This window comes from Xanthobacter sp. NM-59 (genome assembly GCF_021401125.1).
Taxonomy (GTDB): domain Bacteria; phylum Pseudomonadota; class Alphaproteobacteria; order Rhizobiales; family Xanthobacteraceae; genus Xanthobacter.
Genome location: NZ_JACBFQ010000004.1, coordinates 267024 through 288470 on the forward strand (window position 1 = coordinate 267024; position 21447 = coordinate 288470).

The following is a 21447-nucleotide window of genomic DNA, read 5'->3' on the forward strand; positions in this document are numbered from 1 at the left end:
ATCTCTGAAATTCAATGCGCTAGGGCGTTCCCGCGAGTCCATGGTGAGCGGAGATGGTCCGTGTCCGCGCCTGTTCCGGCGGAAGATGTGCTGCTGAGGGGTGCGATAAGGGCCGAGGTTTGAATTCCGAACTCCGCGCACGATGCGGGAGAGGGACGGCATGGGGCGTGGGGAGGGGCGGCACCGCTGCGGTTTCAGGCGAAGTGGGCGTCGGGCCGCGAGGCTAGGCGTTCCCGCAACGGGATGGCCATCTCTCGCACGGCGAACAGGGCATCACCTGAGGGGCCGGGCAAGCCGACTGGTGACGGTGAGGCCTGGGGCTTGCCGGTTGGCTGCGCCGTGGCGCACCGGAGGGCGGCTCGAGGCCATTGCCTTCAAGCCGCCTCGGCGATGAAAGAGGTGCCGGATCGGCCCCGCTGACCGGGGTCTATCCACAGCTTTGGGCGGCTGTGGCGCAGATGATGCATCGCGCTGCGAGTCTGTCATAATGGAAAACCCGGTGAATGTACCACCGCGGGGAAAGGGTTTTTCGTGTCGGGGGCGGAACAGCGCAGCGAAGCATTCGAGAGAGCTGCGGCGGAGAGCCTGCTCGGCGGCTACCGCACACTGCCCGGCGTCCGCGACGAGATGCTGGACGCGGACGGCCGCCCGCGGGCCCATTGGATTCCCTTCCTGGCCGCTCTGGCGGAAATGGGGCCGGACGAACTGCGGCGCCGTTTCGGTTCAGCTGACCGCTATCTGCGTGATTCCGGGGTCTTCTACCGGGTCTATGACGATGTGGGCGGGGGCGAACGGCCTTGGTCGCTGAGCCATGTGCCGCTGCTGATCGAGCGCTCGGACTGGGCGGCTCTCTCGGCCGGCCTCATTCAGCGTGCCGAGCTGCTGGAGGCGGTGCTTCAGGATCTCTACGGCCCCGGGCGGCTGGTGAGCGACGGCGATTTGCCGGCGGCGGCGGCGGCCGGCAGCAACGAATTCCTGCGCCCGCTGGTGGGGGTGAAGCCCGTGGGCGGGCGCTATCTGCGCCTTTATGCGGCTGATGTGGGCCGTGGCCCAGATGGGCGCTGGTGGGTGCTGGCGGATCGCGCCCAGGCGCCTTCCGGAACCGGATACGCACTGGAAAACCGTCTGGCCATGACGCGCGCTTTGCCGGACGTGTCGCGCGCGCTGCACATGCAGCGTGTGGCGGGCTTCTTCCAGGCGCTGCGCACGTCGCTGATGAAGTTGGACGGGACGGGGGAGGGGCGCATCGGCCTGCTCACGCCCGGTCCCATGAACGAGACCTATTTCGAGCATGCGCTGCTCGCGCGCTATCTCGGCTTCCTGCTGGTGGAAGGCGAGGATCTCACCGTGCGCGGTGATCGGCTGCACGTGCGCACGGTGGCGGGGCTGAAGCGCATTGACGTGCTGCTGCGCCGGCTCGATGCCGATTTCGCTGATCCGCTGGAGCTGAACGCGGGCTCGCGCCTGGGCGTCCCGGGGCTGGTGCAGGCGCTGCGCGAAGGTGGGGTCGCTTTTGCCAATGCGCTGGGGAGCGGGCTTGTGGAAGCCCCGGCTCTGCTGGCCTTCCTGCCGCGCATCGCCATGCGCATTCTGGGCGCGCCGCTGAAGCTGCCCCATGTGGGCACCTGGTGGTGCGGACAGGATGCCGAGCGCGCGCAGGTGATGGAGCATCTCGACGAACTGGTGATCGGATCGGCCTTCGGCCGGCCGGTGCCGGTGCTGCCCTCGGGTGGCTCCGTGCTCGGCGCCGACCTCTCGGCGGCGGAACGCCGGCGCCTGTCCACGTTGCTGGCGCGGCGCGGTGTGGAACTGGTGGGCCAGGACATTGCGCGCCTGTCCACCACTCCGGTCTGGACCGGCGACAGGCTGACGCCGCGTCCCTTCATGCTGCGCGTTTTCCTGGCGGCCACGGACAGCGGCTGGCAGGTGATGCCGGGCGGCTTCTGCCGCATCTCCTCCACACCGGACGCCCGCGCCATTTCCCTGCAGAAGGGCGACCGCTCGGCCGATGTGTGGGTGCTGGCGGAGCAGGCGGTGCCGGACACCACGCTGCTGCCGAACCCGGAAAATGTGAAGGTGCGCCGCTCGTCCGGCACCCTGCCGAGCCGGGCGGCGGACAATCTGTTCTGGCTTGGCCGCTATGTGGAGCGGGCGGAGGCGACGCTGCGCCTTTCCCGTGTGCTGGTGAGCCGGCTGGCGGAAACCGGGGAAACGGGCACCAGCCCGCTGGTGTCGCGCCTGCTGGGGCTGCTGGGCGCGTGGGGCGCCATGCCGCGTGATCTGGCGAAGGCGACGCCGGCGCGCTATGCGGTGGCGGTACTCACCCGGCGGGATGTGCCCGGTGCACTGCCGCAGCTGGTGCTGGCGGCGCGGGCCGCGGCCTCCGTCATCCGCGACCGGTTCTCACCGGATGCCTGGAAGGCGCTGGTGGATCTGGAATCGTGCGTGCTGGCGCCGATCAATTCGGCGCCCTCGGAAGCTGATGCCCATGAGCGGGCGGATGCGGCGCTGCGCATCATCGCCGCCTTTTCGGGCCTTGCCAGCGAGAATATGAACCGCCTCACCGGCTGGCGTTTCCTGGAGCTGGGGCGCCGCACCGAGCGCGCCATCAGCACCCTGCGCTTCGCGCGCACATTCGGTGAGCAGGGCGTGCCGGGCTCCCTGGACGCGCTGCTCCAGGTGGCCGACAGCCTCATCACCTATCGCAGCCGCTATGTGATGATGGAGGCGCGCGGGCCGGTGCTGGATCTGGTGCTGCTGGACCCGGACAATCCGCGCTCCGTGGCGTTCCAGGTGGAGCGGATGGCGGACCACCTGCGCGTGCTGCCGGGCCGCGACCACGACGCCCCGCCGCCGCTGTGGGAACGCCTCGTGGCGCGCATGCGGGCGGAGCTGGCCGCCGCCACCGCCGAGAGCTTCGATGGGGCCTGGTTCGACGAGATGGAAAAGACCCTCATGCGGCTTTCCGACGAGGTTGCCGCCCACTATTTCCTGCAGGGTCACTCCCAGGAAATGACCATGACCTTGGCCATGTGAGGCGGCATGCTCTACGACATCCGCCAGACCACCTCCTATTCCTATGCCGTGCCGGTGCGCGTGGCCCGGCAGGTGCTGCGCATGACGCCGGTGGACCGGCCCGGCCACCAGCATGTCATCGCCCATGTGCTCGACCTGTCGCCCGAGGCGGCGGAGCTGGAGCGGGGCACGGATTTCTTCGGCAATGGCCTCACCTGGCTGACCCTTGATCAGCCCCACGACTATCTGGAAATTTCCACCCGCAGCCGGGTGGATGTGCGTGCCGACCCGCTGCCGGATCCAAAGTCCACGGCGAGCGTGGATGATGTGCGGACGACCGCCGCGGGCGGTTTCGATCTCGGCCCCGGCTCGCCCGTGCATGGCCTGTTTCCAAGCCGGGCCATTCCGGTCGACGCCGCCATCACCGAATGGACGGCGCTGAGCTGCCCCGGCGACCGGCCGATCCTGGAGGCGGGGCTGGAGCTCATGCACCGCATCAAGGACGAGTTCGTCTACGAGCCGGGCTCGACCATGGTCACCACGCCCCCCCATGAGGCGTTCGTGGCGCGGCGCGGCGTGTGCCAGGATTTCGCCCAGGTGATGATTGCCGGGCTGCGCGGGTTGGGCCTGCCGGCGCGCTACGTATCCGGCTATCTGCGCACCGTCCCGCCCGAGGGCCAGCCGCGGCTGGAGGGGGCGGACGCGACCCATGCGTGGGCGGAGATCTGGTGCGGCCCGGAGGTGGGCTGGATCGGCCTCGACCCCACCAATGCCATTCCGGCGGGTGACGACCACATCATCCTCGCCGTCGGCCGCGATTACGCGGATGTGGCGCCGGTGGATGGCGTCATCGTCTCATCGGGGGACCACATGCTGGCCGTGGGCGTGGATGTGATCCCCGTCGAGCGGTAGGGCTTCAGCCGGGCGCTAGCCAGCGGAGCGCGAAGCCCTCCGCCGCCCGGTCCCAGCGCAGCGGAGGGCTCGATCCGCTCAGGCGGCGCCGCGATAGATGTCGCGATAGGCCTCGCGCAGCACGTTCTTCTGCACTTTGCCCATGGTGTTGCGCGGCAGCTCCTCCACGAAGAACACCTTCTTCGGCTGCTTGAACTTGGCGAGCCGGTCCGCGAGCGCCGCGTGCACGTCGCCATCGGTCAGGCTGGCGCCCTTCTTCAGGACGATGACGGCGGTGACGCCCTCTCCGAAATCGGGATGGGGCACGCCGATGACGGCGCTTTCCAGCACGCCGGGAATGGCGTCGATCTCGGTCTCGACCTCCTTGGGATAGACGTTGAAGCCGCCGGTGATCACGAGATCCTTGCCGCGACCGACGATGGTCACATAGCCGGCCTGGTCGATCTTGCCGAGGTCGCCGGTGATGAAGAAACCGTCGCGGAACTCGCTGGCCGTCTTTTCCGGCATGCGCCAATAGCCCTTGAACACGTTGGGGCCCTTCACCTCGATCATGCCGATCTCGTCGCGGGCGAGCTCGCGGCCGCTCTCGGGGTCGCTCACGCGCACGCTGACGCCGGGCAAGGGCAGCCCCACCGTGCCGGCGATGCGCTCGCCGTCATAGGGGTTGGAGGTGTTCATGTTGGTTTCGGTCATGCCATAGCGCTCGAGGATGGCGTGGCCGGTGCGGTCGCGGAAGGCGCGATGGGTCTCCGCCAGCAGCGGCGCGGAGCCGGAGACGAACAGACGCATGTTCGCGCACGCCGCGCGGGTGAGGCCGGGCAGATCGAGGAGGCGCGTATAGAAGGTGGGCACCCCCATGAGGCAGGTGGCCTTGGGCATCAGGCCCAGCACTTCGGCGGCGTCGAACTTCGGCAGGAAGATCATGGACGCGCCGGCCATCAAAATGGTGTTGGAGGCCACGAACAGGCCGTGGGTGTGGAAAATGGGCAGGGCGTGGATCAGCACGTCGCGGTCGGTGAAGCGCCATGCGCTCCGCAGGGTCAAGGCGTTGGAGAGCAGGTTGTCGTGGCTCAGCATCGCGCCCTTCGAGCGGCCTGTGGTGCCCGAGGTGTAGAGGATGGCGGCAAGGTCGTCCGGCCCGCGGGGCACGTCCTGGAAGGCTTCCGGCTGGCCGTCCGCCGCCTGGGTCAGGGAGCCGGTGCCGTCGGCCCCCAGTGTTTCCACCACCGGCACGCCCACCTTTGCCGCGAGGGTGCGCGCATCGTCCACGATCTCGGGCCGGCAGACGAACAAAGCGGGCTGCGCATCGGAAAGGAAATACTCCACCTCCGCCAGCGTGTAGGCGGTGTTGAGCGGCAGATAGACTGCGCCCGCCCGCACCGCCGCGAGATAGAGCACGAGGGCGGGCCAGGACTTTTCCACCTGCACCGCCACCCGGTCGCCCGGCTTCACCCCCCGCGCCACCAGCAGGTTGGCTAGCCGGCCGGACAGAGCGAGCGCGTCGCCATAGGTCTCGGCGCGGCCATCCGCATGCAGGGCCAGGGGCTTGTCCGCCGCCGGCATGGCGGAGTGGACGGCGCCGAACAGATGGTTGGGGCTGTTGTGGTCCATGGGCGTTTCCTGTTGTTTTCGTTCAGCTGGTGGGCACCAGGGCGCGGGCGGTGTGCTCCGCGCGCAGCAGCTTCTTCACGGCGCTGCTGGCCACCACGTCGCCCTTGCCGAAGAAGGCCTCGTGGTTCTTCTCGATGTCGGTGAGCACGTAGCGATAGTTCACCATCAGCCCGGTGGCCTGGGCGACGCCCTTTGGCGAAAGGTCGCCCATGGCGTTGATGCGCTCCAGCCGCGCGCCATTGCCCAGGTGGAAGCGCGCCACCGGATCCACCGGCCGCCCCTTGGGCGTGCGCGCCACCAGGAAATAATAGGCTGCCGCGGCCTTGAGCACGGGGGCGAGCGCCTCGCGCGCCTCCTCCTTCTGGGGCCATTCGGCGTCGTCGAGCAGCTTCAGCGTCTGAATGTCTGTGGCCGAGAGCACCGCGGAGGATCCGCTGGTGCGCTCGCCCTCCAGCCAGCGGTGGAAGGCGGGCACGGGCGAGAGGGTGACGAAGGTGGTCAGATTGGGCAGCTCGCGGGAAATCTCTTCGACCACCTGCTTGATGAGGAAGTTGCCGAACGACACACCCGACAGCCCCCGCTGGCAGTTGGAGATGGAATAGAACACCGCAGTGGTGGCCTTGGCGGGATCGAGATGCTCGCGCTTCTGGTCGAGAATGGGCGCGATGGCGCCGGGAATGTCCTTCTCCAGCGCCACTTCGACGAAGATCAGGGGCTCGTCCACCAGGGCCGGATGGAAGAAGGCGTAGCAGTGCCGGTCCGGGCTGTCGACGCGGGCGCGCAGGTCGTTCCAGTCGCGGATTTCGTGCACCGCCTCGTAGCGGATGATCTTTTCCAGCACGTTGGCGGGCGTGGACCAGTCGATGCGGCGCAGCACCAGAAATCCTCGATTGAACCAGGTGGAGAACAGATAGCCGAAATCACGGTCCACGGCGCCAAGGTCGCGCCGGTGCACCAGCGCGTCCATCAGGTGCTCGCGCATGCGGACCAGGAACAAGGTGGCCCCCGGCGCCATGTTGAACCTGCGGAACAGCTCCAGCCGGCGCGGCTCGCTGGCCGCGTGCAGCTCGGAGGTGGCGGCGTCCGAACCGGTGCGGCCATAGGCTTCGATGGCGGCATCGAGCCGGGCGCGGTCCACGCCGAAGGTTTCGGCCAGGGCCTCGAAGAAGGCGATGCGCTCGCCCGTCTTCATGCGCCCATAGCGATGCAGGATCTCGGTGGCGAGCGCCACCCCCGATGCCTCGCCCTTCCCCGACAGCAATTCCTCGCAGCGCTCCACCAGGGTCGCGGCCTTGGTGGCGCCGCTGACCCGGCCGTTGCGCTCCAGCAGCGCGCGGCCCCGCTCCGCGATGGAGCCCAGAAGATCGCCGAAAAAGGAGGTGTTGGAACTCATGGCCTCATATCCCCCTTGAGTCCGCCGAGGCCGATCACGCCCCAGCGGGTTGCGCCCATGGGACAAGGGCAGAGCGCCGATGGCAAGGGGGCACGGCCGGCTTTTGTCCCCATCCCCCAGCGCAATGGGGGAGGGGCCGCGACGCCGTGCACTGGAAACAGTCAGGCTGCGGGAACAAAGCGCGCGATGGGCCCTTATACCCCCGGTGGCGCTCAAGGCGCCGCGCGACGGGCTCCGTCGGAAACGGGAGAAACTCATGTTGAGGATGTGCATGGCGCTTTGCGCGGGCATCGGATTGGGCATGGCAAGCTTCGGCGCCGCGGGGGCGGAGGTGCGCACCGCGCCGTTGACCGGTGCCGACGGCGCCGCCCATGGTCTCGTGACCGTGACTGCCGCCCCCAAGGGCGTACTGCTGCGGGTGGAGGCCACCGGCCTGCCGCCCGGCTGGCATGGCATGCATTTCCACGAAAAGGGCGATTGCGATGCCCCGAGCTTTGCCGCGGCTGGCGCCCATGTGCATGCGGCGACGCCCGTCGTCCATGGCTTCCTCAACCCGCAGGCCAATGATGATGGGGACCTGCCCAACATCTATGTGGGCGCGGACGGCACCGCCCGGGTGGAGCTCTATTCCACGCTGGTCGCGCTCCAGCCGGGGGCTGGCCGCCCGGCGCTGCTGGGCCCCTCCGGATCGGCGGTGGTGATCCACGCCAATCCCGACGACTACACCACCCAGCCCATCGGCGGCGCGGGCGCGCGCATCGCCTGCGCGGCCCTGCACTGAAAACGCCCCGCCGCCGGGCGATGGGGCCGGCGGCGGGCCCGCATCCTGCCCCTATCCTGCCGCTGCGGCGGCTTGCCTTCCCGCCACGTTCCCCCCAATCTCCCCCGCAATAAAAATGAAATGCGGGAGGAGCCCATGGCGCACACGGCCGACGTGTCGCAGCCGTATGACTATGTGATCGTGGGGGCGGGTTCGGCCGGCTGCGTGCTGGCCAATCGCCTGTCCTCGGACCCTGCGGTGCGGGTCTGCCTGATCGAGGCGGGCGGGAACGACGACTGGGTGTGGTTCCACATTCCAGTGGGCTATCTGTTCGCCATCGGCAATCCGCGTTCCGACTGGTGCTTCAAGACCGAGCCGGAGCCGGGGCTCAACGGGCGGGCGCTCTCCTATCCGCGTGGCAAGGTGATCGGCGGCTCTTCGGCCATCAACGCCATGATCTACATGCGCGGCCAGGCGGCGGATTACGACCATTGGCGCGAGCTGGGCCTGGAAGGCTGGGGCTGGGACGATGTGCTGCCCCTTTTCCGGCGCCACGAGGACCATTTCATGGGCCCCAACCGCGACCATGCGCGGGGAGGGGAGTGGCATGTTGAGTTTCCGCGGGTCACGTGGCCGCTGCTGGATGCCGTGCGCCGCGCCGCCGCCGAGGACGGCATTCCGCCCATTGATGATTTCAACACCGGCGACAATGCCGGCTCCTGCTATTTCCATGTGAACCAGAAGCGCGGCCTGCGCTGGAGCTCGGCGCGCGGCTTTCTGAAGCCCGTGCTCTCCCGGCCCAATCTGGATCTCGTCACTGCTGGCCATGTGGAGCGCGTGTGCGTGGAAGAGGGGCGCGCCACCGGCGTGGTGATGCGCGGCAAGGATGGCGAGCGGCGCACCGTGCGCGCCCGGCGCGAGGTGGTGCTCGCCGCGGGGGCGGTCGGCTCCCCGCAATTGCTGATGCTGTCCGGCATCGGGCCGGGGCACCATTTGTCGGAACTCGGCATCCCGGTGGCGCACCATGCCCCGGGGGTGGGCTCAAATCTGCAGGATCACCTGCAGCTGCGCACGGTGTTCAGGGTGGCGGGCATCGGCACGCTGAACGAGCGCTACCATTCGCTGTTCGGCAAGCTGGGCATGGCGCTCGACTTCGCCTTACGCCGGCGCGGGCCGCTGACCATGGCGCCCTCTCAGCTCGGCCTGTTCACCCGATCGTTTCCGCAGAAAGAGACGGCGGACCTGGAGTTTCATGTGCAGCCCCTCTCGCTGGACAAGTTCGGCGAGCCGCTGCACCGCTTCCCGGCTTTCACCATGAGCGTGTGCAACCTGCGCCCCACCTCGCGCGGGAGCATCCGCCTCAAGAGTTCCGAAGCGGCCGACGCGCCCGCTATCAGGCCCAATTACCTCTCCACGGAAGAGGACCTGAGGGTGGCGGCCCAATCCATCCGCGTGGCGCGGCGCATCGTGGCCCGCCCCGCGCTGGCACCGTTCGCGCCCGCCGAGCTGGTGCCCGGAGCGGCGGCGGCGAGCAATGATGAAGCAACGCTGCGGCGCGCGGCGGGTGATGTGGGCACCACCATCTTCCACCCCGTGGGCACAGCTCGGATGGGCCTTCCCTCCGATCCAGAAGCCGTGGTGGACGCCAGGCTTAGGGTGATGGGGCTGGCTGGGCTGCGTGTGGTGGATGCCTCCGTGATGCCGACGATCACCTCCGGCAACACCAACTCCCCGACGATCATGATCGCCGAGAAGGGGGCCCAGATGATCCGGGAAGACGCGGCCCGGGGCTGAAGATCGGCCGGGGGCGTCCTCCGCGTCCCCGGCCGGCCCATCAGGGCCGAGGTGCGAGGCATCTGTGCGAAACATCCGGCATGGAGTTGCCGGACGCTCAAGCATGGATTATGAAAGCCGGTGTCAGCGCCCTGCGTTGCTGCACCCGTAGCTCAGCTGGATAGAGCGCCGCCCTCCGAAGGCAAACGCAAGCTCTTTCTGATGGTCGAGGGTGTCGTAAAAAACGAGTGAAACCAAGCGATTGGCGAAACTCGAAGGAAGCACGAAAATCGCATTCGAGGTGGCGGAAGCACCACGGAAGCAAACCGAAAGGAGGTTGTGGAGTACGAATGGCGATGATCGGCGAGGCTTTAGCCCGCGTCGTTTGAGCCATGTCGATTCTAGCATTCGCGATTGACCGTGGTCGATCTCGGACACTATCTGAATATCGATGCGCCCGTAGCTCAGCTGGATAGAGCGCCACCCTCCGAAGGTGGAGGCCACACGTTCGAATCGTGTCGGGCGCGCCATTCTCCTTGTGAGATTGGCTCTTTCCCCCACATTGTCCTTGTTATTTTTGTAGCCCGCCGTCCGGCCATATCAGTCGTCACGCCTGCAGCGCCGTGCGCGCGGCAGTATCTTGGGCCAGCGCCTTTACACTCGCCCTTGAAAGTGAAGGCGCGTTCTAACTTTGTGTCAATCGAACGCCACGCCGATGCGCGTAGCGCTCCGCCAGACTATTCGACACTGCGAGCAAGCGCCGCCAGGTTCTATTTTCAGCTCGAAGGCATCCGGAAGGTTCAGGGCAGCAGGAACTTCGAGGCAGGCGCCTGTGTCCGACAAGTTTCGGACAACGCAACTTATCACGGACGATCGCTGATTGAGAATGATCTTCCCCGTCAACAGCGTGCGGCGACGGCGAGTGGTGCGACGCTCCGTAATAACCAACACCAAACGACGCCGCAAGCGGTTGTCGCTGCCCCGCGTCTCGACTCGACGGCCATCTTCGCGATTCCCGTGTCGCGTGGCAGGTTATTGGCGAGTATTTTGAAGACGAGAGCCCCCGACATAGCGCACTCGCAATACTTCAACGTAGAAACACCATCCGCGCGGTTTGGCCGAGCAGGACAAAGGCCAAAGATTCGTCCCAGTAGCTCAAGACTCCCAATCTGAATCGTTGGTGGTTCAGGAGGGCCAAGGCACAACTGATCGCCGCGCTCATAAACAGCATCATCGTAAGCGCTTTCCCGAATCCCCAGGGCAGCGGGCTTTGAGCACCGGCAAAGATCAGCATGATCAAAAGTTTGAGAGAAAGGCGACGGAGCACAAAGCGCGAGTCCGACGTCATTTTCGGCTCGGCTGCATAACGACGTCGTATCCGCGAAGAGGCAGTACGAAAGAGACACTGCGATAAACGCAATGTCGGTCGGGCAAAGGCATCCAAGCCCGTGCGGCGAAACCGAAACGCCGCTTTCAGAAAGGTTAAGGACAACGAATAGAGCAATCGCCGAAGACGAGGGCTTCGCGCGACGATGCGCTCGATAAGAACCATATCGATACCCACACCAGACCTCGGATCGAAAAAATCAGAGCGATCACATCGCTATTGAAGTCGACGCGCCCGTGTCCGGTAAGTCTAAGCGGCCTGATATTGCGCAGGTAGTTATCGCCGAAGACTTTACGATATACGATGGTATATCTCGGATATTGTTTTGTATATCGGACCAACCCCGCAAGACACTGTCACTCGAGGAATGACGGTGATATCCAGCCAATGTCATCAAGCGGCTCCAACCCGCTGCCGACGCATGAGGATCAACGAGCAATGCCAAGCGACAGTAGTCGAGCAAGCGTGCCGCTCAGGTCGTTCTCGCGAGTCTGAATCATCAGTCTCGCCTGTGACGGCCGAGCGGCTCGTCACGGAGGTGAGACATGACTCTCCAATTTTTTACTCTGCCGGCTTCGCTCCGCGTTTCGCGGATCGCCTCGCCGAAACGCAATCCCGCATTCGCCGACCCGCGATGCGAGCGTGACCGTCCTTTCACGAAGTCTCCCCGCACGAACCGGACTCGACTGGTCGCGGCGTGGCGTGTCAATGGCGAGACCGGTCGGCTCGAATGCATCTGGATGCTTGACGCCGAACTAGACACGGGCGGCGGGTTGCGCCGATTGATCGAGCGCGCCGGACTCCTGCTTGCAGTTTACCAGCATGGTCGCTTTGCGGCGTGAGGCGCGTGATGCATTCCCTCACGCTGCATAAGGCCAGCACGGCGATGGTTCTGGTGTCCGCCGGTCTGGACGGGCTTCACCCCCGCCGGGGCGGCGATCCGTACTCGCGCAGAATCGCCCGGTCGCGCGAAGGTGCGGACCCTCCCTGGTGAAGAGCGGCTGCGCTGCTCAAGCGCGGTCCGAATGCCGAGCGTCGTGAAGACGCATCGGTGTCATTACCCCCTCAGCCGACCAAGACCCCAAGCGCCGAAGACCGTGCCGAGAGGGGCATGGTCTTGGCGCTTGCGGCAGGAGATTCATCCAATGAATGCCCCCATCCTCAAGGCGGCTCTCAAGCCGCGCGGAAAAGACGAACGCAAGCTGTCGATGAAGGCGGTCCGTGAAGCCCAGAATGGGTTGGACGACACCTTCGAAAACGTCAAAGGCGACCGCAACGGCCTGATTGCCCGAGATGCGATCGAACGGCTGGCAAAAGACGGCCCCAATGAGGTTGCGCAAGAGCGACGCCCGCCAGCGGTTGTTCAATTTTTTGGCGCTTTCAAGAATCCGTTCATTGCAGTGCTGCTGATCCTGGCTGGGATCAGCGCCGTAACGGACATCTGGCTTCCGCTTCAACATGGCGAGGATGCGGATCCAACAAAAGTCACCATCATCATCGTGATGGTGCTTGCCAGCGCCTTGATGCGCTTCATTCAGGAGTACCGATCGAGCGCTGCGGCCGAAGCTCTGAAGGCGATGGTCCGCACGACGGCGACGGTTCTTCGTCGAGGATCGGCAACGTCAAATCCCGAAGCATTCGAAATCCCGATGCGAGAGATCGTCGCCGGCGACATCGTGCGTCTTTCAGCAGGGGATATGATCCCGGCAGACGTGAGGCTGATCGAATCCCGCGATCTGTTTGTGAGCCAGGCAGTGCTCACCGGTGAGGCCATCCCCGTTGAGAAGTATGACACGCTCGGGTCTGTCGCCGAGAAGTCCGCGGCGAGCGTAGCGTCCAGCGAAATGAACGCGCTCGACATGCCCAACGTCTGCTTCATGGGCACCAACGTCGTGAGCGGCACGGCGACCGCGCTTGTCGTTGCCACGGGTGCTCGCACCTATTTCGGATCGTTAGCCAAGGCGATCGTCGGATCGCGCGCTCAAACGGCGTTCGATCGCGGCATCAACAGTGTGAGCTGGCTGCTCATCCGCTTCATGCTCGTCATGGTTCCTGTCGTCTTTGTCATCAACGGCCTGACCAAAGGCGACTGGGTGGAAGCGCTGTTGTTCGGCCTTGCCGTCGCCGTCGGACTTACCCCCGAAATGTTGCCGATGATCGTTTCCTCGAACCTCGCGAAGGGCGCCGTTGCGATGGCGCGGCGCAAAGTCGTCGTGAAGCGACTCAACGCCATTCAGAACTTCGGCGCGATGGATGTTCTCTGCACGGACAAGACCGGCACGCTGACTCAGGACAAGATCATTCTGGAGCACCACGTCGACGTTACCGGGCAACCCAACGCTGACGTTCTCCGGTTGGGCTGGTTGAACAGCTACCACCAGAGCGGCGTGAAGAACCTGATGGATCAGGCCGTCGTGCGATTCGCCGGGGCGGAGCCAGCCATCACGAACACGGTCGCGAGCTACCGAAAAGTCGATGAACTTCCGTTCGACTTCGTGCGCCGCCGACTCTCAGTGGTCGTCGAGGGCGAGGACGGAGATCACTTGCTCATCTGCAAGGGCGCGGTTGAGGAGATGCTGTCGATCTCTACGCACGTCAGAAGTGGCAAAGATCTGATCCGCCTTGGTGACGTTGAGCGCAAGAATCTGGCTGCGATAGCTCGGGCGTACAACGAGGACGGATTCCGTGTGCTGGTCGTCGCCACCCGAGGGTTTGTGGCGTCCGAGGCCAAGACGCATTATGCCATCGCGGACGAAGCCGATCTCACGATTCAGGGGTTCCTTACTTTTTTCGACCCGCCAAAGGAGACGGCGGGACCAGCAATCGCTGCGCTCGCGGAGCATGGCGTCAAGGTCAAGGTTCTTACGGGCGACAATGCGGTCGTGAGTGCCAAGATCTGCCGTGAAGTAGGGCTTGAACCGGGCCAAGCCGTACTCGGGCGCGACATAGAAAAATTGGACGACACCGCGCTTCGCGTTTTGGTCGAGGAGCGGACGATCTTCGCGAAGCTCACTCCGCTCCAGAAGTCGCGTGTATTGCAGGCGCTTCAGGCGAACGGTCATACCGTCGGATTTCTCGGTGACGGCATCAATGACGCCCCGGCGCTGCGCGATGCCGATGTCGGCATTTCCGTCGATAGCGGCGCCGATATTGCGAAGGAGTCGGCCGATATCATCCTGCTCGAGAAGAGCCTGATGGTTCTTGAGGAGGGTGTGCTGAAGGGGCGCGAAACCTTCGGCAACATCATGAAATACCTCAACATGACCGCCAGCTCCAACTTCGGAAACGTGTTTTCGGTGCTGGTGGCGAGCGCATTCATTCCGTTCCTGCCGATGCTGTCGATCCATTTACTCGTTCAAAACCTGATGTACGACATTTCCCAATTGGCGCTGCCTTGGGATCACATGGACAAAGAGTTTCTCAGCAAACCGCGGAAGTGGGATGCCAAGAATGTCGGCCGTTTCATGATCTGGATCGGGCCGACGTCCTCGATCTTCGACATCACGACGTTCGCTCTGATGTGGTTCGTCTTTGCCGCCAATAGCCCGGAGCATCAATCGCTCTTTCAGTCGGGCTGGTTCATCGAGGGCCTGCTTTCTCAAACGCTCGTGGTCCACATGCTGCGTACCCAGAAGATTCCCTTCGTCAACAGCACAGCGGCTTTGCCGGTCTTGCTGATGTCGAGCGTCATCTGCGTACTGGGGATCTATTTGCCGTTCTCTCCGCTGGGAGCAGCCATCGGATTGCAGCCCCTGCCTATCGCTTACTTCCCGTGGCTGGCCGGAACGCTGCTCTGCTACTGCCTCGTCGCTCAACTGATGAAGACCGTCTACATCCGCCGGTTCGGACAATGGTTCTGACGGCCAAGCGCATGAGAGGTCCTGATCATGTCCACATCACCGTTGATCCTGAGATTTGCGCCGCCGCAGGCTGGAGACTGCCCCCGACAAGGGCCGCCACCGCCGAGGCGACAAGCGCCGCGTCCGCCCCACAATCGCGAGCCGGGCGATGCCAGGTCGTCGCTTCGGAATCGGTTGGACAGACGTTTGTGTTGGGCTTTGGCGGTCTTGGCGATGTTCGTGACGCATGCGGCCGTTCACCTTGCTCGTCGCCGTCTGCTGGACGGTTCCAAGCTCAGATTCCTGCTGCGTTGCAGCGCACGGTTGAACAGAGCGGCGATATCGCGAATGCGGCGTTGCCGCTGGTGAGCCACACAAGCGCAAAACGACCGCTTGCATGGAAACAAAGCACGAGGCCCGGACCTGAACCGGACTTCGATCAGCAAGGAGCTTCAAATGGACGACCCATCTAGCCGCGGCGCGACCAACAACTCACGCCGTTTGAATTCACGAGAAAACTAGGAGGGCAGCTCGCGGCTATTGGCGCCGGGCGCTCTCGCAACCCGACGCCAGGAGTAGCCCATGACTTATTTTACGACCCACGGACTTCCCAATTTCACTATCACCACCGGACTGAAGATTTTCAGGCGTCGTCGGGTTCTTTTTTGCCGACTGATGGTGATCGCTTTCTACTTGCTGGCGCTCGGTCTTGTAGCGGTTCTTCAGGTAACCAAAGCGCACGCGCAAGAACTTCAAACGACTCCCGGCCATCCGGATGCGGCACGGCTCAACACTAGTGGACCGCAACCCATCCTGGCGATGCCAACGAAGGCACCGGGGGCCTCGCGTGACAATAAGATGGAATCGGGCGGGCCCGACTGGTCGGGCGTCTACTTTGGCGGACACACCGGTTTCGGGGCTGGCAGCCTTGGCCCGGGAACGAACCCGGTCTTGAATCAGTCCGTTGGCCTGCCGCCTACGGTGACAGGAATGATCGGCGGCTTTCAGGGAGGCTACAACTTTCAGGCCAGCGATCGTTGGGTGCTCGGCGCGGAAGCCGATGTCACTTTTGTGAGCCCGCCCGATGAGACGCGACGGATACCGGCTCCCTTCAACACATCCCTGGATGTCGTGGGGACGGTGCGTGGCAGGATCGGCTATGCTTTTGGCCCATTCCTCCCCTATGCAACGGGAGGCCTCGCTTGGGCACGAACGAACGTCGACATCAATGGCGATGACGGCAGCGTTTTGTCAAAACTGGGGCGCTGGCACGCTGGGTGGACGGCAGGCGCAGGTGTCGAAATGGCCTTGGGCGGACCATGGACGGCACGCGTCCAGTACGACTACCTCGATCTGGCTTCCTCGACCTATCGACTCGATGGTGCCGGACTGCGCGATGTGTCCGTCCACCCCCGAACCCAGAGGTTCACGCTTGGCCTGAACTACCGACTGGGCGATGTGACCTCGACACTCCCAAGACCACCGGCAACTGTCGAAATGTCGCCGGACTGGAATATTCATGGCCAGACCACATTCATCGCCCAAGGCTATCCCGCGATTCGTTCCCCCTACGCTTCCAGCGCCAGCCTGCCCGGTGGTGGGCAAATTCGTGAGACGTGGACCGCGGACGCATTTCTTGGCGTGCGGCTTTGGGACGGTGGTGCGTTCTATTTCAATCCCGAGCTAGCCCAAGGCTTCGGGCTGAACGGGACGCTCGGACTCGCAGGCTTTCCAAATGGAGAAGCGCAAAAAGGCGGCGCGGAATTTCCGAAATTTCGGCCACAGCGCTACTATCTTCAGCAGACATTCGGTCTTGGTGGCGAGCAGGAGGATGTCGCAGACGGCCCCCTGCAACTGGCGGGGCGACGCGACATCGATCGCGTCACTGTCACGGTTGGTCGTTTCGCGGTTGGCGATTTCTTCGACGCGAATGCCTATGCCAAGGATCCGCGCGCGGATTTCATGAATTGGGCCATCTGGTCGTCGGGGGCCTATGACTTCCCCGCCGACCTTCCCGGTATGACGCGCGGTGCGGTCATCGAGCTGAACCGTAAGGATTGGGCTGTGCGAGCCGGGGCCTTCCAAGTGCCCAGGGAGCCGAACAGTGATGTTTTGGTCTTCAATGGGGGCGGCGGTGGCGCCGTCGAGTTCGAGGAACGGCACAGCCTGTTCGGGCAGCCGGGTAAGGTTCGGATCGGCGCTTTCATCAACCGTGGTTACACCGGCGCGTATCGCGACGCTATCAACCTCGCGCAAGCGAGCCCTCAAACAGATATCAACGATGCGATGACGGCCCTGCGTCGCAATCAGAATAAGTATGGCTTTTATGGAAATATCGAACAGGCTTTAACAGCTGACCTCGGGCTTTTCGCCCGTGCAAGCTGGAACGACGGCCGCACCGAAATCCTCTCCTTCACGGACATCGACCGCAGCATTTCCGGTGGTTTCTCCCTAAAGGGTTCTGCATGGGGACGACCCACGGACACGATCGGGGTCGGTGCTGCGGTCAACGGCCTCTCAAGTGCACATCGTAACTTCCTCGCCGCCGGAGGCACGGGGTTGCTGATCGGTGATGGGCGACTGCGCTACGGCCACGAGTCGATCGTCGAGGCGTATTACGCCTTGCGGGTCAACGGCTGGAGCACCGTCACCTTCGACTATCAGTTTGTTGCAAACCCCGCCTACAACGCCGACCGCGGACCAGCCTCGATTCTGTCGCTTCGCGCCCACGCCGAATTCTGACAGCGAGTGGAGTGGCAATTCCAGCAATAGCGCGGGCTTGCGCGTCGGGAGGACGCGACCGACACAACGAGATGGGAACACATTCAGATGGATTGGCAAAGCCTTGGCCACACCGCACTCACGCTCGGGGGCGCATTCCTTCTTGGCGGCTTGATCGGCTTCGAGCGGCAATGGCGCCAGCGCCTGGCCGGGCTACGAACCAATACCCTCGTCGCGCTCGGCGCGGCCATCTTCGTCCTCTTTGCCGGGCTGTTCCCCGGCGACGCGAGCCCGACGCGCGTTGCGGCCCAGATTGTTTCCGGCATCGGCTTTATGGGCGCCGGCATCATCTTCAAGGAAGGGTTGAATGTGCGCGGGCTCAACACCGCCGCGACGCTGTGGTGCTCCGCCGCGATCGGCGCGCTGTGTGGGGCCGGATTTTTCTTTCATGCATTGATTGCGACGACGTTCGTCATCGCCGTCAACGGAGTTCTGCGCCCGCTCGTTCGCCTCGTTGAGCGCCAGTCATTCGCCGCAAGCCCGTTGGACAGCGCATATGCGATCAGCATCATCTGCCATGGAGAGGCTGAGGCGCATGTTCGGGCGCTTCTCCTTCGCGATCTCGCCGGTGCGCTGCACATCCGCGACCTCGAAAGCACGAATATCGAGGACACAAACCGAGTCCAGGTGAGCGCGACAGTGCGAGCCGACACTCGGCAGGATCGCCTTTTGGAACAGATTATCGGTCGTCTCAGTCTGGAGCCGCTGGTAACATCTGCTCGGTGGCGGTTCGAGCCAGGCGAGTGACCGAGAAGCAATAGTTATCTAGGTACACGGCGGAGTAGATTCTTCAGGGAAGAATATTGAAAGTAGGTAAGTTGATCGAGAAGGTGAACAATGCTCAAGATCGCTAATGATATACGTCCCGGATCGGCGCTAACGTTGATCGCGATGGGCGTTGCGATGGCCGGCATTTTCATCGCCGATACGGTCACGGACTACGCCATCGCAGCGGCCGTATTCTACACAGCGGTCATTCTCGTTGCGACACGCATCTTGTCTGGTACGGCTGTAGTGGCCCTCGCTTGCATTTGTGTCGCGCTGACCCTGATCAGTTTTTTCTTGACCCACTCCGGTGCGTATGAGGTCGGCATCGTCAATACCGGGATTAGTATCGTTGCCATCGGCGTTACAACCTATCTCAGTTTAAGGATGGTGGCTGCGAAGGCCGAGGCGCTGGAGGCGCGCGATCGGCTTTTGCGAATTGCGCGGGTCACGACGCTCGGTCAACTGTCGGCGTCGATCGCGCACGAAGTCAACCAGCCCCTGGCTGCCGTCGTCGCCAGCGGCGGCGCGTGCACCCGATGGCTTGCCCAGGAGCCGCCAAATCTCGACAAGGCCCGCCTCGCGCTCGACCGCATCGTCAGCGATGCCAACCGGGCAAGCCAGGTCATCGCGCGCATTCGCGCCCTTTCGAAGGGCGAGGCGCCGTGCCGACAACCATTCGACCTCAGGGAAGCTGTCATGGAAATCGCGACCTTGTCGCGCGGCGAGATCGAGCGTGGCGGCGTCGCCTTGCAACTGGACCTGCATGACGGCCTACCTCGTGTTTTTGCCGATCGGGTCCAGATCCAGCAGGTCATCAGCAATCTCGTCCTCAATGCGACCGAGGCGATGTCGGACCGCGCATTGCCCGAGCGTCGTCTGCGAATTGCCGCCTCGCAGGATGGACGGGATGCGATCGTTCTCGCGGTGGCCGATTCCGGCACCGGTCTGGCGCCGGGAGCTCGTGAGCACCTCTTTGACGCCTTCTGGACGACGAAAGAGGGAGGCATGGGTCTTGGCCTTACCATCAGTCAGACGATCGTTGAAGCGAATGGCGGACAGATTTCCGCGGCTCCAGTCCCTGGAGGGGGGACCGTATTTGAGGTGCGCCTGCCGCGCCACATGGAGGCAGCCTGATGAAAAACGAACCGACGGCGGATTCGCGGCCGCAGCCCATCGTCTATGTCATCGATGACGATCGGTCCGTTCGCGCCGCGCTCGAAGATTTGCTCGCATCCGTTGGGCTACAGGTGCGCTCGTATAGCTCGGTTGCCGAATTTCTGGAAAGCTCCATGCCGGACGCGCCCGGCTGCCTGCTGCTCGATGTGAGAATGCCCGGACAAAGCGGGACCGATTTTCATCGGCAAATGCCTGAATACGGCATTCATCTGCCGACGATATTCATCACGGGGCATGGGGACATCACGATGGGCGTGAACGCCATCAAGAATGGCGCCTTCGAGTTCTTGACCAAGCCGTTTCGCGACCAAGACCTGCTGGATGCTATCCAACAAGCGATCGAAAAAGACCGGCGAAGGCGCGAGAGCGAAGCGCGTTCGCTGGATTTGAAAGCGCGTTGGGAGACATTGACGCCCGGCGAACGAGACGTTTTCAAGCTCGTTGTAAAGGGCCTCCTCAATAAACAAATCGCCGCCGACCTGAATGTTAGCGAGATCACGGTGAAGGTTCGCCGTAGCCATCTCATGCAGAAGATGCAGGCCAAGACGATTATTGACCTTGTTAGAATGTCGGACAGTTTGAGCGTTTGAATCCCGACTGAGAGGAGAGCCCCTGCACCGCGAACTGGTGCGCGATCTGCGCGGGCATGCCAACCCACCCTTTCAGAACACGGTATATTTCGAAGATATGTTGGTATATCGAAGCTATATAAGATCATCGGCCCATGAGCGTCTGTATCCGTCTATTCTAGGGTGAGAATCGGGAGGTCTTGCCTTAGCTGCGGTCGGGGCGCGATGGTCGTGGTAGATGGTGCTTACAGAGCGATGCTCGCAACGAGCGGACGATGGACCGCCGCGAGGCCAGGAATCATTTCGAATAGATCTCGGTCGCAATTGACCGATGCTTGAATTCCGCCAGATCCGGTATTTTCTTGCGGCGGCCGAATATGGCAGCTTCCGAAAGGCGGCCTCGGCCTTGGGAATACAGGAATCGGCGATCAGCCGTCGCGTTCGCGATCTCGAAGACGAACTCGGCGCTTCCCTATTTCAGAGGCACAACGGCGGCGTCTGCCTGACTTTGGCAGGACAGCAGTTTGTGCGTCGAGCACGCAAAGCACTTCAACAGATCGACTGCGGCGCGAAGGATGTGGCCGCCATAGGTCGCTCCGAGCGGGGGCATATTAAGGTCGGCATCTTTTCGTCGCTCGCGTCTGGATTCCTGTCCGATCTGCTGGGAGCCTACGGCAAGGAGCATGCAAGTGTACGGGTCGAATTTTTTGACGGCGATCCTGCGGATCACGTTGCCTCGATCCGGCGACTTCAACTCGATGTGGCTTTTATTACGGGAACCACACGGTGGTCGGACTGTGAAACAGAGCAACTTTGGTCCGAGCGAGTATTCGCCGTACTTCCCAGCGATCATCCTCTCTCTGAGAAATCGGAGCTTGGCTGGCGTGATCTTGTGGACGAGAGATTCATTGTAAGTGACGTTGCCCCTGGATCGGAAATTCACGACTATTTGGTTCAACGCCTCGCCGATCTTGGGCGTCACCCCGAAATCGATACCCAATACGTCGGGAGGGACAATCTCCTGTCGCTTGTGGCGATCGGCCAAGGCGTCACGGTCATGAGCGAGGCCGGGACGGCGGCTCAGTTTCCGGGAACTGCCTATCGGCAGCTTGCCGGCGAGGTTCTGCCGTTCTGCGCGGTGTGGTCGCCGCGGAATGATAACCCGGCCTGGCGCCGCCTCCTCAGTCTTGCGCGTTCAATGTCGCGCTCGGCTGCCGCCACAATCATGCAGACGGTTTCGGCAGTTCTTTTGACTTCCTCGCTTTCGCAAATCCCCGATCCGTGGCTATGAACCGCTCCAGCATCGGAGCGATGAGGCGAACGGGATCGGCCGGCGGTTGCCTCGCTTCGCGGCCGAGAATTTCTGCGTAGGCCGTTAGGTCGCGATGCAGGCTTGCCGGTAACTCCACCGTGACCTTCACCGGTTTGTCGTCGACGATCGGCCCCAATTTCAGCTTGGCCAT

The 21447-nt window shown here is 63.5% G+C and carries 16 protein-coding genes and 1 tRNA gene; 12 read left to right on the forward strand and 5 right to left on the reverse strand.

The window, feature by feature from the left end:
- Positions 1 to 531: 531 nt before the first annotated feature.
- Both L0966_RS10710 and L0966_RS10715 read left to right on the forward strand, forming a co-directional pair.
- Positions 532 to 3036, forward strand: coding sequence for a circularly permuted type 2 ATP-grasp protein (locus L0966_RS10710; protein ID WP_370640702.1), 2505 nt, complete (start codon positions 532 to 534; stop codon positions 3034 to 3036).
- Positions 3037 to 3042: 6 nt separating this feature from the next.
- Positions 3043 to 3927, forward strand: a complete 885-nt coding sequence (locus L0966_RS10715; protein WP_234051878.1) for a transglutaminase family protein — start codon at positions 3043 to 3045, stop codon at positions 3925 to 3927.
- Between the two features lie 78 nt (positions 3928 to 4005).
- Here L0966_RS10715 and L0966_RS10720 read toward each other — a convergent pair whose 3' ends face one another.
- Positions 4006 to 5538, reverse strand: a complete 1533-nt coding sequence (locus L0966_RS10720; RefSeq protein ID WP_304945437.1) for a malonyl-CoA synthase — start codon at positions 5536 to 5538, stop codon at positions 4006 to 4008.
- Positions 5539 to 5560: 22 nt separating this feature from the next.
- A complete protein-coding gene (locus L0966_RS10725; protein ID WP_234051879.1) occupies positions 5561 to 6931 on the reverse strand; it encodes a malonyl-CoA decarboxylase in 1371 nt (456 codons plus the stop codon).
- Positions 6932 to 7232: 301 nt separating this feature from the next.
- On the opposite strand from L0966_RS10725, the gene L0966_RS10730 reads away from it, so the two are divergent.
- The 3 genes from L0966_RS10730 (at position 7233) to L0966_RS10740 (ending at position 9994) form a co-directional block, all read left to right on the forward strand.
- Positions 7233 to 7712, forward strand: a complete 480-nt coding sequence (locus L0966_RS10730; RefSeq protein WP_234051880.1) for a superoxide dismutase family protein — start codon at positions 7233 to 7235, stop codon at positions 7710 to 7712.
- Between the two features lie 135 nt (positions 7713 to 7847).
- Positions 7848 to 9485: a GMC family oxidoreductase gene (locus L0966_RS10735; RefSeq protein ID WP_234051881.1), complete on the forward strand. Its 1638-nt coding sequence runs from the start codon at positions 7848 to 7850 to the stop codon at positions 9483 to 9485.
- Positions 9486 to 9917: 432 nt separating this feature from the next.
- Positions 9918 to 9994, forward strand: a tRNA-Arg gene (locus L0966_RS10740).
- Positions 9995 to 10160: 166 nt separating this feature from the next.
- Here the strand turns inward: L0966_RS10740 and L0966_RS22505 are convergent.
- A complete protein-coding gene (locus L0966_RS22505) occupies positions 10161 to 10415 on the reverse strand; it encodes a PilZ domain-containing protein (RefSeq protein WP_370640704.1) in 255 nt (84 codons plus the stop codon).
- A gap of 136 nt (positions 10416 to 10551) precedes the next feature.
- The gene (locus tag L0966_RS10745) at positions 10552 to 11016 is read right to left on the reverse strand and encodes a hypothetical protein (RefSeq protein WP_234051882.1); all 465 of its coding nucleotides are present in this window, start codon (positions 11014 to 11016) and stop codon (positions 10552 to 10554) included.
- Between the two features lie 380 nt (positions 11017 to 11396).
- On the opposite strand from L0966_RS10745, the gene L0966_RS10750 reads away from it, so the two are divergent.
- From L0966_RS10750 to L0966_RS10780, 7 genes are all read left to right on the forward strand, one after another.
- Positions 11397 to 11693 (forward strand): hypothetical protein, encoded by a 297-nt coding sequence (locus L0966_RS10750; protein ID WP_234051883.1) that lies wholly within the window; start codon positions 11397 to 11399, stop codon positions 11691 to 11693.
- 303 nt (positions 11694 to 11996) lie between these two features.
- A complete protein-coding gene (gene mgtA / locus L0966_RS10755) occupies positions 11997 to 14711 on the forward strand; it encodes a magnesium-translocating P-type ATPase (RefSeq protein WP_234051884.1) in 2715 nt (904 codons plus the stop codon).
- Between the two features lie 561 nt (positions 14712 to 15272).
- Entirely contained in the window at positions 15273 to 17432 is a 2160-nt protein-coding gene (locus L0966_RS10760; protein WP_370640705.1) for a carbohydrate porin, read from the forward strand.
- 87 nt (positions 17433 to 17519) lie between these two features.
- On the forward strand, positions 17520 to 18218 hold the full coding sequence (locus L0966_RS10765; protein ID WP_234051885.1) for an MgtC/SapB family protein: 699 nt from the start codon (positions 17520 to 17522) through the stop codon (positions 18216 to 18218).
- A 90-nt stretch (positions 18219 to 18308) separates the two neighbouring features.
- On the forward strand, positions 18309 to 19373 hold the full coding sequence (locus L0966_RS10770) for a sensor histidine kinase (RefSeq protein ID WP_234051886.1): 1065 nt from the start codon (positions 18309 to 18311) through the stop codon (positions 19371 to 19373).
- Positions 19373 to 20005 carry a response regulator transcription factor gene (locus tag L0966_RS10775; protein WP_234051887.1) on the forward strand — a complete coding sequence of 211 codons (633 nt, stop codon included), beginning with the start codon at positions 19373 to 19375 and terminating at the stop codon, positions 20003 to 20005. Before L0966_RS10770 ends, L0966_RS10775 begins: the two co-directional genes overlap by 1 nt.
- Before the next feature lie 310 nt (positions 20006 to 20315).
- Positions 20316 to 21275 (forward strand): LysR family transcriptional regulator, encoded by a 960-nt coding sequence (locus L0966_RS10780; protein ID WP_234051888.1) that lies wholly within the window; start codon positions 20316 to 20318, stop codon positions 21273 to 21275.
- Here the strand turns inward: L0966_RS10780 and L0966_RS10785 are convergent.
- Complete coding sequence (locus tag L0966_RS10785; protein ID WP_234051889.1) at positions 21208 to 21447, reverse strand: DUF2274 domain-containing protein; 240 nt, start codon at positions 21445 to 21447, stop codon at positions 21208 to 21210. The genes L0966_RS10780 and L0966_RS10785 overlap by 68 nt on opposite strands.

What these genes read in the sequence shown, in the direction of transcription:
- L0966_RS10715 (WP_234051878.1), top strand. Translation starts at nt 3,043, where the DNA reads ATGCTCTACGACATCCGCCAGACCACCTCCTATTCCTATGCCGTGCCG.
- L0966_RS10720 (WP_304945437.1), bottom strand. Translation starts at nt 5,538, where the DNA reads ATGGACCACAACAGCCCCAACCATCTGTTCGGCGCCGTCCACTCCGCC.
- L0966_RS10725 (WP_234051879.1), bottom strand. Translation starts at nt 6,931, where the DNA reads ATGAGTTCCAACACCTCCTTTTTCGGCGATCTTCTGGGCTCCATCGCG.
- L0966_RS10730 (WP_234051880.1), top strand. Translation starts at nt 7,233, where the DNA reads ATGGCAAGCTTCGGCGCCGCGGGGGCGGAGGTGCGCACCGCGCCGTTG.
- L0966_RS10735 (WP_234051881.1), top strand. Translation starts at nt 7,848, where the DNA reads ATGGCGCACACGGCCGACGTGTCGCAGCCGTATGACTATGTGATCGTG.
- L0966_RS10745 (WP_234051882.1), bottom strand. Translation starts at nt 11,016, where the DNA reads ATGGTTCTTATCGAGCGCATCGTCGCGCGAAGCCCTCGTCTTCGGCGA.
- L0966_RS10750 (WP_234051883.1), top strand. Translation starts at nt 11,397, where the DNA reads ATGACTCTCCAATTTTTTACTCTGCCGGCTTCGCTCCGCGTTTCGCGG.
- mgtA (WP_234051884.1), top strand. Translation starts at nt 11,997, where the DNA reads ATGAATGCCCCCATCCTCAAGGCGGCTCTCAAGCCGCGCGGAAAAGAC.
- L0966_RS10760 (WP_370640705.1), top strand. Translation starts at nt 15,273, where the DNA reads ATGACTTATTTTACGACCCACGGACTTCCCAATTTCACTATCACCACC.
- L0966_RS10765 (WP_234051885.1), top strand. Translation starts at nt 17,520, where the DNA reads ATGGATTGGCAAAGCCTTGGCCACACCGCACTCACGCTCGGGGGCGCA.
- L0966_RS10770 (WP_234051886.1), top strand. Translation starts at nt 18,309, where the DNA reads ATGCTCAAGATCGCTAATGATATACGTCCCGGATCGGCGCTAACGTTG.
- L0966_RS10775 (WP_234051887.1), top strand. Translation starts at nt 19,373, where the DNA reads ATGAAAAACGAACCGACGGCGGATTCGCGGCCGCAGCCCATCGTCTAT.
- L0966_RS10780 (WP_234051888.1), top strand. Translation starts at nt 20,316, where the DNA reads ATGCTTGAATTCCGCCAGATCCGGTATTTTCTTGCGGCGGCCGAATAT.
- L0966_RS10785 (WP_234051889.1), bottom strand. Translation starts at nt 21,447, where the DNA reads ATGGCCAAGCTGAAATTGGGGCCGATCGTCGACGACAAACCGGTGAAG.